11 protein-coding genes are annotated in these 16,704 nt (G+C 70.8%); 4 read left to right on the top strand and 7 right to left on the bottom strand.

Annotated elements, in window-relative coordinates; genetic code table 11:
• Nucleotides 1-52: 52 nt before the first annotated feature.
• The 4 genes from H162_RS0110325 to H162_RS0110310 are packed head-to-tail and all read right to left on the bottom strand — an operon-like array spanning nt 53 to nt 4,220.
• Nucleotides 53-1,162: an ABC transporter ATP-binding protein gene (locus H162_RS0110325; protein ID WP_020653386.1), complete on the bottom strand. Its 1,110-nt coding sequence runs from the start codon at nt 1,160-1,162 to the stop codon at nt 53-55.
• Nucleotides 1,163-1,187: 25 nt separating this feature from the next.
• Nucleotides 1,188-2,021, bottom strand: coding sequence for a carbohydrate ABC transporter permease (locus H162_RS0110320; RefSeq protein ID WP_020653385.1), 834 nt, complete (start codon nt 2,019-2,021; stop codon nt 1,188-1,190).
• Nucleotides 2,018-2,920: a carbohydrate ABC transporter permease gene (locus H162_RS0110315; protein ID WP_020653384.1), complete on the bottom strand. Its 903-nt coding sequence runs from the start codon at nt 2,918-2,920 to the stop codon at nt 2,018-2,020. Before H162_RS0110315 ends, H162_RS0110320 begins: the two co-directional genes overlap by 4 nt.
• A gap of 10 nt (nt 2,921-2,930) precedes the next feature.
• Nucleotides 2,931-4,220 carry an extracellular solute-binding protein gene (locus H162_RS0110310; RefSeq protein WP_156885546.1) on the bottom strand — a complete coding sequence of 430 codons (1,290 nt, stop codon included), beginning with the start codon at nt 4,218-4,220 and terminating at the stop codon, nt 2,931-2,933.
• A gap of 192 nt (nt 4,221-4,412) precedes the next feature.
• On the opposite strand from H162_RS0110310, the gene H162_RS30555 reads away from it, so the two are divergent.
• Nucleotides 4,413-5,426, top strand: coding sequence for a DMT family transporter (locus H162_RS30555; protein WP_040787030.1), 1,014 nt, complete (start codon nt 4,413-4,415; stop codon nt 5,424-5,426).
• Here H162_RS30555 and H162_RS30550 read toward each other — a convergent pair.
• The gene (locus H162_RS30550) at nt 5,349-7,142 is read right to left on the bottom strand and encodes a family 43 glycosylhydrolase (RefSeq protein ID WP_020653381.1); all 1,794 of its coding nucleotides are present in this window, start codon (nt 7,140-7,142) and stop codon (nt 5,349-5,351) included. The genes H162_RS30555 and H162_RS30550 overlap by 78 nt on opposite strands.
• Before the next feature lie 358 nt (nt 7,143-7,500).
• Between H162_RS30550 and H162_RS0110295 the strand changes: the two genes are divergently transcribed.
• Genes H162_RS0110295 through H162_RS0110285 form a run of 3 tightly spaced genes read left to right on the top strand, consistent with a single transcriptional unit; the run spans nt 7,501 to nt 14,118 of the window.
• Nucleotides 7,501-9,699: a TonB-dependent receptor gene (locus H162_RS0110295; protein WP_229452007.1), complete on the top strand. Its 2,199-nt coding sequence runs from the start codon at nt 7,501-7,503 to the stop codon at nt 9,697-9,699.
• Nucleotides 9,700-9,742: 43 nt separating this feature from the next.
• Nucleotides 9,743-13,204: a hybrid sensor histidine kinase/response regulator gene (locus tag H162_RS32625; RefSeq protein ID WP_020653379.1), complete on the top strand. Its 3,462-nt coding sequence runs from the start codon at nt 9,743-9,745 to the stop codon at nt 13,202-13,204.
• A complete protein-coding gene (locus H162_RS0110285; protein ID WP_020653378.1) occupies nt 13,201-14,118 on the top strand; it encodes a diguanylate cyclase in 918 nt (305 codons plus the stop codon). Before H162_RS32625 ends, H162_RS0110285 begins: the two co-directional genes overlap by 4 nt.
• Before the next feature lie 3 nt (nt 14,119-14,121).
• On the opposite strand, the gene H162_RS0110280 is transcribed toward H162_RS0110285, so the two are convergent.
• On the bottom strand, nt 14,122-15,570 hold the full coding sequence (locus H162_RS0110280) for a hypothetical protein (protein ID WP_156885545.1): 1,449 nt from the start codon (nt 15,568-15,570) through the stop codon (nt 14,122-14,124).
• A 471-nt stretch (nt 15,571-16,041) separates the two neighbouring features.
• Nucleotides 16,042-16,644, bottom strand: a complete 603-nt coding sequence (locus H162_RS0110275) for a DedA family protein (protein WP_020653377.1) — start codon at nt 16,642-16,644, stop codon at nt 16,042-16,044.
• Nucleotides 16,645-16,704: the final 60 nt, after the last annotated feature.

Below are 16,704 nucleotides of genomic sequence, written 5' to 3'. Positions count from 1 at the left end.
TCGCGCCTTCGTGCTGCACTTCAGGCAACGGCGCCGCCGCGGGCGTCCGCGCTCACGGCCGCGCCGGCGCGCGGGCGAACGCGGCGCCGTGCTCGTCGAACAGGTGGGCGCGCGCGGCGTCGACGACCAGGCGGATGCGATCGCCGCGCAAGGGCGCCGGGCAATCGCCGCGGCACTTGAGCGCCACCATGTCGGGCACGCCCGGCACCGCCGCGTGCACGATGGCGGCGTCGCCCAGGTACTCGACCAGCGCCACCTCGGCGGGAAACGCATGCTCCTCGCCGTCGGCGGCGATGCGCAGGTGCTCGGGGCGCACACCCAGCTCGACCCGGGCGCCGGGCGGCGCGTTCGAGGCGTCGGCCTCGACGCGGGCGATGGCGCCGCAGGCCAGGCGCACCAGCACGGTCTCGTCCTCCTCGCCCGCCAGGTTCCCGGGCAGGAAATTCATGCGCGGCGAACCGAGGAAGCCGGCCACGAATCGGTTGGCCGGCCGCTCGTACAGCTCCAGGGGGGTGCCGGCCTGCTCGATGACGCCGCCGTTGAAGACCACGATCTTCTGGCCCAGGGTCATGGCCTCGACCTGGTCGTGGGTGACGTAGATCATGGTGGCGCCCAGCTCGCGGTGCAGGCGCGCCAGCTCGACCCGGGTCTGGCCGCGCAGGGCGGCGTCCAGGTTCGACAGCGGCTCGTCGAACAGGAACACTCCGGGCTTGCGCACGATCGCGCGCCCGATCGCCACCCGCTGGCGCTGGCCGCCGGAGAGCGCCTTCGGCCGCCGGTCCAGCAGGTGGCCGATCTGCAGGATCTCGGCCGCGCGCCCCACCCGCTCCCCGATCTCGTCGCGCGGGGTGCCGGCCAGCTTCAGGGCGAAGCCCATGTTCTCGGCCACCGTCATGTGCGGGTACAGCGCATAGCTCTGGAACACCATGGCGATGCCGCGCCGCGAAGGCTCGACGTCGTTGCAGACCACGCCGCCGATCTCCACGACTCCGGAACTGACCTCCTCCAGGCCGGCGATGATGCGCAGCAGGGTCGACTTGCCGCAGCCGGAGGGGCCGACCAGCACCACGAACTCGCCGTCCGCGATGTCCAGGTCGATGCCCTTGATGACGCTGTTGTCCTCGAACTCCTTGGTGATGCCGTACAGGCGCACATTCGCCATAAGCGCTCCTCCTTGCTTCTTCGGTTCAGCCCTTCAGGCCGGTGGCGGCCAGGAAGCCGTGGGTGACGCGGCGCTGGAACAGCACATACGCCAATGCGACCGGCAGCGCGCCGATCAGGGCCGCCGCCATCAGCTGCGCATAGCGCACGCCGAACGCGTCGTAGGTCTGGGTCAGTCCGAGCGGGATCGTCATCATGTCGCTCGAGGTCACGATGATGAAGGGCCACAGGAAGTTGTTCCAGGCCGCGATGAAGGTGACGATCGCCATCGCCCAGACGATGTTCCCCGCGAGCGGCAGGTAGACGTTCCACAGGATGCGCAGCGGCCCCGCCCCGTCCATCACCGCGGCTTCGCGGAACTCGGCCGGGATCGCATCGAAGAAGCCCTTGAATACGTAGATCACCACCGGCGCCACCACCTGGGGCAGCACGATGCCGGCGTAGCTGTCGATCAGGCGCAGCTGGTTCATCATCCGGAACAGCGGCACCAGCAGCGCCTCGAAGGGCACCAGGAAGGCCAGCATCGCCAGCCCGAACAGCAGCTGGCGCCCGCGGAAGCGCAGCTGCGAGAACGCATAGGCCGCCATCACGGAAAGCGCGATCGTCGCCACCGTGACCAGCAGCGCGACCAGGGCGCTGTTGAACAGCCAGCGCCCGACATTGCCGGCGGCCAGCACCCTGGCGAAGGCTTCCACGGTCCAGTCCTGCGGCAGCCAGCGGAACACCGCCGACACGGTCTCGTGCTCGGGGCGCAGCGCGGTGCTGAGCGCCCACAGCAGCGGCGCCACCCAGATGGCGGCCAGCAGCACGGCCAGCAGCGCACCAAGCAGGCTCCAGGCCAGGTTCGCGCGCGGCTTCATGCATCCCTCCGCGCCAGCCAGCGCAGCAGGCCCGCCTGCGACAGCGACAGCAGGATCACGATCAGGACGAAGGCCATCGCGATCGCGGCGGCGTAGCCGGCGTCGCTCTGGGTGAAGGCGGTCTCGTACATGTAGTGCAGGGTCACGCGGGTGGTGTTGAAGGGTCCGCCGGTGGTCAGGAGATAGGTCTGGCCGAAGATCTTCATCGAGGCGATCAGCTGCAGGATCATCGCCATCGCGGCCACGGGCCGCAAGGCCGGCCAGGTGATGTGGCGGAACAGGGTGAAGCCGCGCGCGCCGTCCAGCGCCGCCGCCTCGTACAGGTCGGCCGGGATGTTGCGCAGGCCGGCCAGGAACATCAGCATGTTGAAGCCCACGGTCCACCAGATGGTGAAGATGGCCACCATCGGCATGGCCCAGGCCAGGTCGGCGAACCAGGCGCGCTGCAGGCCCAGCACATGGTTCACCACGCCCGACGAGGGCTGCATCATCCAGTCCGCGATCAGGGTCATCACCGAGATCGGCAGCACATAGGGCAGGAAGAAGGCGCCCTGCAGCCAGGAGCGGGTGCGCGCGTAGCGGTCGACCAGCAGCGCCATCACCAGGCCCAGCGCGGTCAGCGGCACCACCGTCAGCAGCGCGAAATAGAAGGTGTGGCCGAGCGCCGCCCAGAACGAGGGGTCCCGGACCAGCGTCGCATAATTGGCCAGGCCGACAAAGGCATTGGTGCGGGTCAGGCTGCTCTCGGTCAGGCTCAGGTAGAAGGTCTGGAGCGCGGGCAGCAGGAAGAACAGGACGAACACCAGCGCGAACGGCGCCAGCAGCAGCGCGGCGGGCAGCGCCTCGCCGCGCCGGCCAGCGGCAGGAACAGCGGAGGGAGAAACGACGTCGAAGCGCATCCTGGATCCTCTAGTAGCGTGGCGGGCGCTTGCGCAACAGGCGCGCCGCCTCGGTCTCGAACATGCGCAGCGCCTGCGCGGGAGTGAGCTGCGAGGACAGCGCCGCCGGCATGAACCTGGACGCCATCGCCTCCAGCGGGCCGGCCGCGCCCATGTACCAGGCATCCGGGTCGTACACCACGTGGCGCGGCACGTCCGCATACAGGGCGTTGGGCATCAGCGCGCGCGCTTCAGGCGATTCGGCCACCGGACGGTAGGCCGGGATATGCCCGCCCTCGGCCCAGCCCAGCGAATTCCTGCTCACGAAAGCCACGAAGCGCAGCACCGCCTTCAGCTTCGCCGCGGGCATCGGATTGCCCTCGTTGGCGGGAATCGCGAACGCGTGCGAATCGGCCCACACGCTCTGGTTGCCGTACATGCGCGGCAGCGGCGCGATGCCGTACTCGAAGCCGAGCGTGCCGCGCCGGGCGGCGCGCACCATTTCCGGGACTTCCCAGACGCCGTTGATCATGAAGCCGGCATTCCCGCCCATGAACTGGCTGGTCGAGGCCGGGTAGTCCAGCCCCGCCTGGGCATAACCGTCGGCGAACCAGCCGCTGATGCGGCGCAGCGACTCCTCGCCGGCGGCGCCGTAGGCGAAGCGGCCGCCCTGGATCAGCGGCACCTGGCGCTGGGCCAGCATCGATACCCACAGGCGCCAGACCGCGTACGAACTCTGGCTGCTTTCCATGGTCATCCCGGGCCGGCCGGTGGCATGGCGCACGGCGCGGAACGCATCGGTCAGGGCGTCGATGCCCTCGATCGGCTTGAGCTGGCGCTCGGCGTCGAGCAGGCCGGCGCGGCCGGCCAGGTCCTTGTTGTAATACAGGACCAGCGGATGCAGGTCGAGCGGGATCGCGTAGGTCACGCCCTTGTAGTGCGACTTCCGCCACTGGCGCGGGTAGAAGTCCTCGCCGTTGAGTCCCGCCATGGCCAGCTCGACCGGCGAGATCGGACGCAGCACGCCGCCGCCGGCCAGGTTGACCATGCGCGACAGGTGGACGGTGGCGAGGTCCGGCCCGGCCCCGACCACCGACGACGTGATCAGCTTGGTATAGAAGGGCTCGCCCCACTTCAGGGTGGTGCTGACCACCCGCACCGCGCGCTGGCTGGCATTGAAGCGTTCGACCAGGTCGCGCATGCGTGCGCCATCGCCGCCGCTGAGCAGCGTCCACATCCGGACCTCGACCTGTGCCAGCGCGGGAGTGCTGAGCAGTGTCGCCAGCAGGGCTCCGGCCAGGCGCATGGGGGTGTACGCCAAGCTTGTCTCCTCAACAATTCTTACCTTAATGAATTAATACTAACAAATAATTATCATCCGGGGAGGTTTTGATGCTGTGCGTTGCCGCATGGCGGGCATTCCGGGCATGGTCCAATCGCGGCCCGGGACGGCGCCCTCCGCTTCCATTCGCCCGTCCCTGCTAGAATCGATCCTTTTGCGGGTGTACCACGGATGGGAATCGGAGTGCTGTGCGGCCTGCTGGCCGGTGCGATGTGGGGACTGGTGTTCATCGTCCCCGAGCTGCTGTCCGCCTTCAGCCCGCTCGAACTGGCGGTCGGCCGCTATGTCGCCTACGGCGCGATGGCGCTGGCGCTGCTGCTGCCGCGCCTGCGCAGCCTGTCGGCCCGCCTGGCGCGCGACGACTACGCCGCCCTGCTGCGCCATGCGCTGGCGGGCAACCTGGTCTACTACATGCTGCTCGCGGTCGGGGTCCAGTACGCCGGGGTCGCGCCCACCTCGCTGATCATCGGCCTGCTGCCGGTCGTGGTCACCCTGCTGGGACGCAATGACCACGGCGCGGTGGCGCTGCGTCGCCTGGCATTGCCGCTGGCCCTGGTCGGCGCCGGCATCGCCTGCATCAATGTCGACGCCTTCGCCCACCCCAGCGCCGCCACCGGCGGCCACATCGTGCTGGGCCTGCTGTGCGCGGTCGGCGCCCTGCTGTGCTGGAGCTGGTATGCGCTCGACAACGCCCGCTACCTCAAGCGCAATCCGCATTTCAGCAGCGCCGAATGGTCGGCCCTGTACGGCCTGGCGACCGGCGTGCTGGCCCTGGCGCTGGGCGCGGCGGCCCTGCTGCTGGGCGGCGCCGGCGATGCGCCCGCGGCCCCGAAGCGCGACTGGCAGCTGTTCTGGACCTGCAACGCCGCGCTCGCGCTGGGCGCCTCGGTGATCGGCAACCAGCTGTGGAACGTCGCCAGCCGCCGGGTGCCGGTCACCCTGGCCGGCCAGCTGATCCTGTTCGAGACCCTGTTCGCGCTGCTGTACGGCTTCGTCTACCGCGGCCATGGCCCGCGCGCGCTGGAGCTGGCGGCGATCGCGCTGCTGGTGGCGGGCGTCACCTGGTCGGTGCGCCTGCATGCCACGCCCGCGGTGTCGGCGCCCGCATCAGGGACCGAGGCGGGAGACCGTGAGCCGGCTGAACGTGACGGCATGGCCGGCGCCGCCCATCGCCACCAGGCCTAGGCGCGCCGCATCGCCCAGTGCGTGGATCCAGGTGCCGCCGCGCTCCCAGTGCACGCCGTCCTGGCTCGACCAGGCGGTGTAGCGCTCTTCCGCGCCCGACCTGCGCACGTCCAGGCGCAGCCAGGTCCACTCGCCCGGCGTGCCGACCACGGTATTGCCGTAGCGCGGGTAGCCGCGCTCGACCGGGCCCAGCTCCTTCGCGAACTCCACCTGGCGCAGTCCGTCGTGGGCCAGCTCGACCAGCTTGACGTAGTTGTCGTCGTCGCGCATCACCACCAGTCCCGCCTGCACCGGCTTGGCGCAGCAGTCGAGCGGCGCGTCCAGGCGCAGGCGCGTCTCGATCCGCAGGTCGCCCGCCGGCAGCCGGGTGGCCAGCAGCGCGGCGTTGTTGGTGTCCGCATGCAGGTCGGCGTCCTGGGTCGCCATGCGCAGGCCGGGCTGCCCTGCCGCCCAGCTGCCGGCGCCGTCCTGGCGCACCCAGTCCCAGCGCGGATCGAGACGGCTGCGCTCGAAGCGGTCGGTCCACAAGGGCGAGGCGGCCGGGGTGCGCGCGGGCTGGCGCGCCTCGGCGCCGGCCGCGTCCGGACGCACGGCGGGCGAGACCTGCGGCGTGTCCGACGGCCCTTCGCCGCGCGCCACCAGCGGCCAGCCATCCACCCATTCGACCCGGTCCAGCAGCACCGGGCGCCGGGTCAGCTTGTCCTCGACGCTGAAGAAGGGCTGGTTGCGGTCGACCGCGTGGTACAGCGTCCACCACTGGCCGGCGACGTCCTGGAATACCGTGTTGTGGCCGGGGCCCACCCAGCGGTTGCCGTTCTGGGCCAGCACCGGCGTGCCGCCCGCGCGCGCGGCCGCCATGTCGTTGCCCTGGCGGTCCAGGAACGGCCCTTGCGGCGTCCGGGCGCGGCCGGCGTACAGGGCGTAGCCGGTCAGCGGGCCGGCGCAACAGTCGGTGGCGGAGGCGAACAGGTACCACCAGTCGCCCTGGCGCACCACTTCCGCTCCCTCGTAGCGGTTGGCGGCGCCGATGCGCAGCGCAGCGCCGCTGGTGGACAGCCCGTCCGGCGCCAGGCGCTGCACGAAGATGCCGCCGCCATAGCTGCCGTAGTACAGGTAGCGCTCGCCCTGGCCGGTCTCCACCACGTCGGGATCGAAGGTCCAGTGGAAGTTGCAGCCGCTGCCGGCGCGACGCGGCGGCACCACCAGCTTGGGCGCGGGTTTCCAGGGCCCGGCCGGGGAGGCGCTGGTGGCCACGCCGATGGCGCTGTCGTGGGCGCAGCCCTTTTCCGGACTGTGCGCGTCGGCCGTGTCGGTGATCGTGAAATACAGGTAGTAATTGCCGTTCATGTAGACCGCTTCCGGCGCCCACAGTCCGGCCCTGGGCGAGGCCAGCCCACGCGGCCGCTCGGCGAAGGCGTCGCGCACGTGGTACCAGTTGACCAGGTCGGACGAGCGGTATACCGGCAGCAGGCGGAAGCGCCAGCCCTTGCCGTCGCGTTCCTTGCGGCTGACCGGGTCGGTGGTGCAGTACAGGTACCACACGGGGTTGCCCGTGGTCCGGTCGCGCAGCAGCGACGGGTCGGCGCAGCTTTCCGCCAGGCTGCCGTCTTCCAGGCGCAGTCCCAGCGGGTTGCTGAAGCTGGCCTGCTGGGCGGCCGCCCCCAGCGACAGGACGAGCGGGAGTGCGCCGACGCTGGTTCTCAGTATCCGGTTCAAGACGGTCTCCTCCTGCGCGCCGCGACCCGCCGGCGCACTTTTAGTCGGTAAAAAATAGGCCAAGCGCCCGTCCTGCGGCGCACGAATGGCTGTCCCCCGCGCTGCCGCCCAGGTCGATTCGTTGCTCTACAGCCATATATTCGTCTGATATCGAGGGAAACACTATTTCCTATAATCAAGCTCTGCTAGACTGGTCGGATTCACATCCCCTGGCAGGATTTTGATTGCCATTTAATAACAAAAACGGGGACGCTGTCGTTTTTCCATGCGACAGTATTGACAGGACACGGGAGTTGGTTGAATGAATGTAAAGCGTGGGCGCATGAACCCGACGCTGCTGGCAGCGGCTGTATCGAGCATGTTTTATGGGACTGCGCACGCGCAGCAGGGAACCAGGGCGGAGGACGCGCCATCGGTGGACGTGCCGGAAGTGATCGTCACCGCCCAGCGCACACCGGCGCCGGTCTCGCGCACCCCGGTCGCGATGAGCGTGCAGAGCGGCGAACAGCTGACCCGGGCCGGCGCCGACACTGCCAGCCTGCTGGGTGCGCGCCTGCCGAACGTCCACCTGGACCAGGCGGCCGACGGGCTGCGCATCACCATCCGCGGCGTCAGCAATGCCGACGCCACCGACAAGGGAGATCCTTCGGCCGCCTTCATGCTCGACGGCGTCTACGTCGCGCGCCCGGTGGGCCAGACCTTCGGCTTCCTGGACGTCGACCGCATCGAGGTGCTGCGCGGTCCGCAAGGCACGCTGTACGGCCGTAACACCACCGCCGGCGTGGTCAACGTGATCTCGAACGGGCCGACCGAACGCCTCGAGGGCATGGTCGCGCTCGAGGCAGGCACCCATGGCAGCCGCAAGCTCGAGGGCGTGTTCAACGTGCCGGTCAGCCCGGCGCTGGCGCTGCGCGCCGCGCTGGCCGAGCGCCGCCACGACCCGTACCTGAAGAACGGCCAGGGCACGCCGCACGCGCCCGGCTACGACCGCGACGAGCGCAATGCGCGCCTGTCGGCGAAACTGGCGCTGGGTCGCGACGCCAGCCTGCTGGTGCGCTACGACCACAGCGAAGCCTCGGAAAACAACGACCGCTTCGTTCCCGACACGAATTTCTATACCGGCATCGCGAGCGGCGCGCCGGCCTGGCGCGCCGGCACCACCGACCAGCGCCTGACCAACGCCTTCCGCCCGTCCAATATCGCCCCGCAGCAGGGCTACCAGGACAAGCGCGCGCGCGGCCTGTCGGCCGACCTGCGCTGGGACCTGGGTCCGGCCACCCTGTACTACCTGGGCGCGCGCCGCAAGCTCGACCAGGACATGCTGCAGAATTACTACTACCGCATCACGCCGGCGTTCGCGATCGGGGTGCTGAACCAGTACGAGGGCCGCAATACCCAGGACTCGCACGAGCTGCGCATCGCCACCGACGACCAGGCCGTGCTGAGCGCCCAGGCCGGCATCTATTACTTCAGCGAAGAGTCGCACACGGTGTACAGCTTCCGCGGCCTGGAGCTGCTGCGCCTGCCGCCCTACTACGTGTTCCCGTCCGGCCCGACGAAGTCGCAGAGCAAGGCCGCGTTCGGCCAGCTGACCTGGCGCCTGGCCCCCGGCCTGCGCCTGAGCGCCGGCCCGCGCGCCACCCACGACGACAAGTCGCGGGTCGGCTCGACCAACTTCCAGCAGGGTCCCGTGTTCAACCCGGCGACCGACCGCGCGCTGCTCAATGCCGCCTCCCTCGCCACCCACAAGACCACCTGGCGCCTGGGCGCGGAAGCCGACCTGGCGCCGGCGACCCTGGCCTATGCCACCGTCGCCACCGGCTACAAGGCGGGCGGCTTCAACGACGGCTGCATCGCCGGCGCCAGCGCGCTCGGCATCGCCTGCCCGGCCGCCGTCGCCGTCCCGGCCGACAAGCTGTACTACCAGCCTGAGACCCTGCGCTCGTACGAGGCCGGCCTGAAGACCCGTTTCTGGAACGGACGCGCGACCCTGAACGCGGCCGCCTTCCACTACGACTATACCAACCTGCAGCTGTCGGGCGTCGCGATCCTGCAGGGCGCGCCGCGCTTCATCACCACGAATGCCGGGGTGGCCAGCGTCAAGGGCCTGGAACTGGACGGCCAGCTCGCCGTGGGCGCCGCCGGCCGCCTGAGCTACGGCATGACCCTGCTCGACGCGCACTACGACCGCTACTCGCCGGATGGGGTGCGCTCGTGGGCCGGGCGCAAGCTGGACCGCGCTCCGAGCCATGTGTTCACGCTCGGCTACGACCACCGCTTCGCGCTCGCCGGCGGCCAGCTGACGGCCGGCGTGTTCGCGCGCGCCAGCGGCGCCTACGTGATCGCGGTGCCGAGCCAGCTGCTCGAATACGGCATCCCGTCGCGCACCGCCACCGACGCCACCCTCGGCTACCGGCCGGACGGCGCCCGCTGGAGCGTGCTGCTGCGCGCCCGCAACCTGGAGAACAAGGTCCAGCCGGTCGCGATCGACAGCTTCGGCATGACCGTGCCGAGCAGCCCGCGCACGGTGGACCTGCGCGTCGACTACCGCTTCTGATCCCGCCTGGCCGGCCGCGCCCGCACACGAACCAAGGACACGGATGACGACCTGCTTCCCGACTGCTTCCGCCCGCGCCGCCCTGCGCGCCGTGCTCGTGCTGCTGCTGGCCATGCTGCCGCTGGCGGCGCTGGCGGCGCCGGTGCAGCTGGGCGGCGGCGTGCGCCAGGCCGAGGCCTGGCCCGCGCTGACGGTCCTGAAGGATCCGCAGGAGCGCCTCGACGCCCGCGCGGCGCTGGCCGCCGGCGAGCGCTTCGTCCGTCCCGGCACCGCCTATGCCACCCTCGGCATGCAGCCGGGTGCGACCTGGGTGAAGATCCCGGTGGCGGTGCCGCAGGGCGCGCCCGAGGCCTGGGTGCTGCAGGTCGACTTCGGCCTGCTCGACCACCTCGATGTGTATGCCGTCAGCGGCGGCGTGCTGCGCATGGTCGGTTCCGCCGGCCGCGCCGACCGCCAGGGCGACTGGGCCCTCAAGGGCCGGGTGCCGGCCGTCGTGGTGCGCCTCGCCGCGGGCGCCGAGCACACCGTGCTGCTGCGGGTCCGCACCCAGGGCCCGACGATCCTGCCGATCCGCTTCTACCAGCCCGACGAATTCCATCCGGTCTCGCTCAACGAGCAAATGCTGCAGGGCCTGATCCTGGGCCTCGGCTGCTGCCTGTTCCTGTACAGCTTCGCCCAATGGCTCACCCTGCGCGAAGTCCTGTTCGGCAAATACGCGCTGCTGGTCGGCGCGGTCACCCTGTATTCGGCCTGCTGGTTCGGCATCGCCGACCAGTACCTGTGGCGCGGGAATGCCTGGTTCAGCGAGCATGGCGCCGGCCTCGCCTCGATCATGGCGTCCTGCGGCGCCTACCTGTTCGTCGAGCAGTCGCTGGCCCGCCCGGGCCTGGACCGCAAGTTCAGCCGCCTGATGCGGACCTTCGCGGTCCTGTGCGTGGTCAGCGCGGCCGGCTTCGGCGCCGGCCTGATCGACCACCGCTACCTGGTGGCGATCGTCGGCACCCTGGGCATCATGCCGATGCTGTTCGGCCTGCCCGGCGCCTACCGCCGCGCGCGCGCCGGCGACGCGGTCGGCAGCTACTTCCTGGTCGGCTGGGCGGTGAGCTTCTCGGCCGCCCTGCTGTCGGCCCAGGTCATCAACGGCAAGCTGCCGGCCAACTTCTGGACCATGCACACGCTGGAATTCGGCAGCACCTTCGACATGCTCGTCTTCATGCGCATCCTCGGCCTGCGCACCAAGGCGATGCAGACCGCGATGCTGCGCGCCGAAGCGGGCGCGCGCCTGAAGTCCGAGTTCCTGGCCAACATGAGCCACGAGATCCGCACGCCGATGAACGCGATCATCGGCATGAGCCGCCTGGCCCTGATGGGCGAGCCGAACGCGAAGCTGCGCAACTACCTGAGCAAGATCCTGGGCGCGAGCGAGCACCTGCTGCACATCATCAACGACATCCTGGACTTCTCGAAGATCGAGGCCGGCAAGCTGCAGATCGAGTCGGTGCCCTTCGAGCTCGACGAGATGCTCGAACACCTGTCCAGCCTGGTCGGCCTGAAGACCGACGCCAAGGGCATCGAACTGATCTTCCGGGTCGCGCCCGGGGTGCCGCAGCGCCTGGTGGGCGACCCGCTGCGCATCGGCCAGGTCCTGATCAACCTGACCAGCAATGCCGTCAAGTTCACCGAGCGCGGCGAGATCGTGGTCTCGGTCGAGATCGAGAACCCGCAGCCGCAGGGAGCCACCTTGCGCTTCACGGTGCGCGACACCGGCATCGGCATGACCGACGCCCAGCTCGGCCGCCTGTTCCAGTCCTTCAGCCAGGCCGACAGCTCGATCACCCGCAAGTACGGCGGCACCGGCCTCGGACTGTCGATCTCGCGCCAGCTGGTCGAGCTGATGGGAGGGACGATCACGGTCAGCTCGACGCCCGGCATGGGCAGCCGTTTCAGCTTCACGGTGCCGCTCGGGACCGGTGCCGGCGCCGACGGCGCACCGGCGCTGCGCCACGCCGCGCTGCAGGACCTGCGCGCCCTGGTGGTCGACGACAGCGCCACCGCGCGCGCGGTGCTGGTCGAGATGCTGCAGGGCTTCGGCGTGCGCGCCGAGGCCGTGCCCTCGGGCGAGCAGGCCCTGGCGGCGCTGGAGCACGCCGGCCGCGACGGCCAGCCCTACCAGATCGTGCTGATGGATTACCTGATGCCGGGCCTGGACGGCATGGAGACGATCCGCCGCATCCGCGGCAACGCCAGCCGCGCGGCCCCTCCCTCGATCCTGATGGTCAGCGCCTGCACCCGCGAATCGGTGCTGCAGCAGGAAGGCGAGCTGCCGCTCGACGGTTTCCTGCACAAGCCGGTCGGCCCGGCCCTGCTGTACCACAGCCTGCTGCAGGTGCTGCAGCCGCAGGCGGCGCCGGAGGCCCCGCAGGCGCCCGCGCGCCCGCCCGGCATGCCCGACATTCCGCGCCTGGACGGCGCGCGCATCCTGCTGGCCGAGGATAACGCCAACAACCGCGAAGTGGCGCTCGACTTCATGGCCGCGGCGCGCATGCAGGTGGATGTCGCCTTCAACGGCGCCGAGGCGCTGCGCATGGCGCGCGACGGCGACTACGACCTGGTGCTGATGGACATCCAGATGCCCGAGGTCGACGGCCTGAGCGCCGCGCGCCAGATCCGCGCGATCCCGCGCCTGACCGGCCTGCCGATCGTGGCGATGACGGCGCACGCGCTGCCGAGCGACCGTGCCAAGAGCCTGGCGGCCGGCATGAACGACCACGTGACCAAGCCGATCGACCCCGACCTGCTGTTCTGCACCCTGCTCAAGTGGATCGATCCGGCCCGCCTGGAAGGCCGGGCGCTGCCGCCGCCGCTACCCGCGCAGGCGCGCGCCGGCGCGCCGGACACGGCCGCGTCCCTGCCGCCGGCGCCCGGCATCGACTGGCGCCAGGCCCTGGAGAACGTCGACGGCCAGCGCAGCCGCCTCGAGAAGCGCGCCGGCAGCTTCGTGCGCGAGTACGCCGGCGCCCCGGCCATCCTGCGCGACGCCCTGGCCGCGGGCGACCACGTCCGCCTGCAGTCACTGGCGCACAACCTCAAATCGAGCGCCGCCTACGTGGGCGCGTTCGAGCTGGCGGCGGCGGCCAACCGGGTCGAGCACGAGCTGCGCGCCGGCCAGTTCGACTACCTCGGCGTGCTGGTCCCGGCGCTGGTGTCGGCCGCCGAGGTGGTGCTGGCCGGCCTGTCCCAGCTGGCGGCCTCGGCCCTGCCGCGCGCGGCCGATCCGGCCGCCCTGGCCACGGTGGTGGCGCGCCTGGATGCCTACCTGCGCGACGACGACGCGCGCGCCGAGGACGCCCTGTCCGAGCTGGAGGCGCTGCTCGCCGGAACCAGTCATGCCGGCGCGCTGCTGCCGCTGCGGCGCGCCGTGCAGGACATCGAGTACGAGGCGGCGCTCGCGCCGCTGGCCGCGCTGGCGGCGGACCTGGAACTCAGCATGGAAGGAAGCGCATGAACGTGGTGGAGAGCCAAAAAGTCCTGATCGCGGACGACGACGCGGTCAACCGCGACGTGCTGGGCGACCTGCTGAAGCCGGAATACACGGTCCTGCTGGCCAGGAATGGCGTCCAGACCCTGGAACGCGCGATGCGCCATGCGCCCGACCTGATCCTGCTCGACGTGATGATGCCGGACATGGACGGCTACGAAGTGCTGCGCCAGCTGCGCGCCGATCCCCAGACCGCGCAGATCGCGGTGATCTTCATTTCCGGCCTGGACCGGCCGGAGGACGAGGCCAACGGCCTCAAGATGGGCGCGTCCGACTATATCGTCAAGCCGTTCAACCCGACCGTGGTGATGGCGCGCGTGGCGCTGCACCTGCAGGTGGTGCGCCAGCGCCGCATGCTCGAGCGGCTCGCGAATATCGACGGCCTGACCGAGCTGGCCAACCGCCGCCGCTTCGACGAGATGTACGCGCTCGAGTGGCAGCGCGCGCGCCGCACCGGGCGTCCGCTGTCGCTGGCCCTGCTCGACATCGACGCCTTCAAGCAGTACAACGACCGCTACGGCCATCCGGCCGGCGACCGCGCGCTGCGCTCGGTGGCGCGGGTGGCCGGCGCCGCCATGCGCCGCCCGGCCGACCTCGCGGCCCGCTATGGCGGCGAAGAGCTGGTGCTCCTGATGCCCGAGACCGAGGCCCATGATGCGCGCATGGTCGCGGCGGCGATGTGCGAGGCCGTGGCCCAGCTGATGATCGCGCACGAAGCCTCGTCCGTGGCGCCGGTGCTGACGGTGAGCGTGGGCGGCGCGACCCTCACCGCCGACAGCATCGAGCAGCAGTACGAGCTGTTCGAGTCCGCCGACGCCCAGCTGTACCGCGCCAAGCAGGCGGGCCGCAACCGCATCGCCTGGCGCGGCGACGCGTCCTGATATTCATCCGCGGCAGGCCAGCCCGTACTTGGTGGCCACGCAGCCGCGCTTCACGCACAGCGACGCATGGTAGCCGGCCGCCCGGCACTGGCGCAGGGTTTCCGCCAGCGTGGCCTCGTCCTGCGCGGGCTCGCCGGACGCCGCCCCCGGCTGGGTCGCGGCGGGCGACTTGTCGGCCGGCCGCCCGACCGGCCGGGCTGTCGCGATGGCGCGCATCACGTCCGGTTCCGGCGTGGGCTCCGCGCTATCCTTCGTCCGCTGCGGCTCGCGGCGCGGCGGCGCGGCCGGCGTGCGCTTGGGGACGGCGCGCGCGAGCTCCGGCTTGCGGGCCGCGGTCTTCGGCGGCGTCTTCACCTGGTTCTTCGCCACGGCTTTCGGCTGCGGCTGCGGCTTCGGTTTCGGCGTTGCGCGCGGCGGCTTGCGCTCTTCGGTCGCAGCGACCGCGGGCGCCGTGGCGGCGGCCGGCGGCGCCTCTGCAACCTGTCGCGCCGGCGGCATCGCTTGCGGGGCGGTGGGAGCGGGAGCGGGAACGGCGGGCTCGCGCGGCAGCATGACCAGGGGTGGCGGCGCCTCCGCCGTCGGCTCGGGAGTTGCGGCCGCCGGACCCGCGGGCGCCGGTTGCGGGGACGGCGTGGACTCGTCGGCGACCACGGCCAGCGCCGATTCCACCTGCGTCTCGCGGTACACCCACGCGCCGCCGCCGATCACGCCGCCGGCCACCAGCAGCACCGCGCACCAGCCGAACAGCCTGCGGCCCCAGCGTTCGGTCCACGGCAGGGTTTCGTCCGGAAACTGGATCGAGAGGTCGGGTTGCTGACTGGAAAACGAGGAACGGTCCGGTGGCGCGGACGCTTCCGTACGGGGCCGCACAGGCGGAGGTTCGGGGGGCAGCTCGGGCCGCTCCGAATCGGGCACGCGCCACACGAATGGCGACTTGGGGGGGGCTTCGCTGCGCTCCGGATCCGGCATGCGCCGCAGGATGGGCGGTTCGGGAGGCGCGTCGGTACGCTCCGGATCGGGTGTCCGGCGCACGAAGGGCGATGCGGGATCGGGTGCGGTCCGGTCAGGGTCGTGCGCCGCCCGCGTGAAGGGCGATGCGGGCGCCGGTTCGGTACGGTCAGGATCGGGAGTACGGGCCGCCAAGGGCGGTTCGGACATCAGTTCGGTCCGGTCCGGATCGGGAGGCGGCCGCACGAAGGCGCGTCCGATAAGTGTCTCGGGTTCGGCCGGGAGCCCGCGGGCCGGCTCTGGCTTGACCGGGTCGCGCAACAGCGGCGGCCCGGGTGGAGGCTGCCCGACAGGGTCGCGCAGGATCGGCTTGTGCTCGACCGGGGGCTGGCCGGCCGGCTCGCGCAAGACCGGTCCGGTCCGGCGGCCCTGGTCCGGGGCGCGCGTTTCGAATGGCGCTTCGGGCGCGGGTCCGGTCTGGTCCGGCGCGGGCGGCCGCCGCACGAAGGCGCGTCCGATGAGCGTCTCGGGCTCGGCCGGGAGCGCGCGGGCCGGCTCTGGCCTGACCGGGTCGCGCAACACCGGCGGTCCGGGCGGAGGCTGCCCGCCAGGGTCGCGCAGGACCGGCTTGTGCCCGACCGGGGGCTGGCCGGCCGGCTCGCGCAAGACCGGTTCGGTCCGGCGGCCGCGCCAGACTTGCGCGCGGGGCGCGCCGACCACGGGCGCGACGACGGCCGGCGCCGCCACATCGGGGGGCTCGGCCGGGGACGCTTCAAGGCTAGGACCGGGGCGGTCGTGCGGGGCGGATGCAGCGCCGCCCTGCTTGACGGCGGGCGCTGGCTGCGGCCCGCTGTCCCCCATGTCTTCCAACAACTGGCTCTTCATGAACAGGTACCGGCAATCGAACGGTTCAATTGTAGCCAATCCATGGATTCTGTCGCGTACCGCAGCGCAGCATTGCTCGAAAGCAACCTATCAGGCCTTGCGCTGCTTCCAGGTCACCACCCGGTAGAAGTACCAGAGCAGCAGTCCCGCGAGGATGGCCTTGGAGACCGGATCGACGTAGTCGGCCACCCGCTCGTACTGGTTTTCGAGCAGGTAGCCGGCGCCGGTCAGGAGCCCGGTCCATACCAGCGAACCGATGCATGAATACAACAGGAACTGGCTCATCGGCATGCAGGCCAGGCCGGCCGGCACCGATATCAGGGTGCGGATCGCCGGGATCAGCCGGCCGAACAGCACCACCTTGCGCCCATGGCGGTCGAAGGCTTCCATCGCATGCTCGATCTCGCCATGGGTCACCGTCATCCAGCGCGCGTGGCGGTCGGCGAACTTTTCCAGGCGTTCCTTGCCGTAAATCCTGGCGCCATAGTACCAGGGCAAGGCGCCGGCAATCGACCCGGCCGTGCCCGCCAGCAGCACCCCGACCACGTTCAAGTCGCCCCGCGCCGCCACGAAGCCGGCAAAGGGCATGATCAGTTCCGACGGAATCGGCGGGAAGATGTTCTCCAGGGCCATCAGGGCAAACACCCCAAGGTATCCGCTGGACTCGAGAAACTCGGTGATGAATTTGAACATCGCGCGCCGCTCCTTGTTTCTTGTGCAATCCGCACGATAGCAAACTTTGGCGAACACAAG

The organism is Massilia niastensis DSM 21313, from assembly GCF_000382345.1.
In the GTDB taxonomy this organism is placed as follows: Bacteria; Pseudomonadota; Gammaproteobacteria; order Burkholderiales; family Burkholderiaceae_D; genus Telluria; species Telluria niastensis.
Note: the sequence above shows the minus strand (reverse complement) of the source record. Positions and strands in the feature narration are given on the sequence as shown.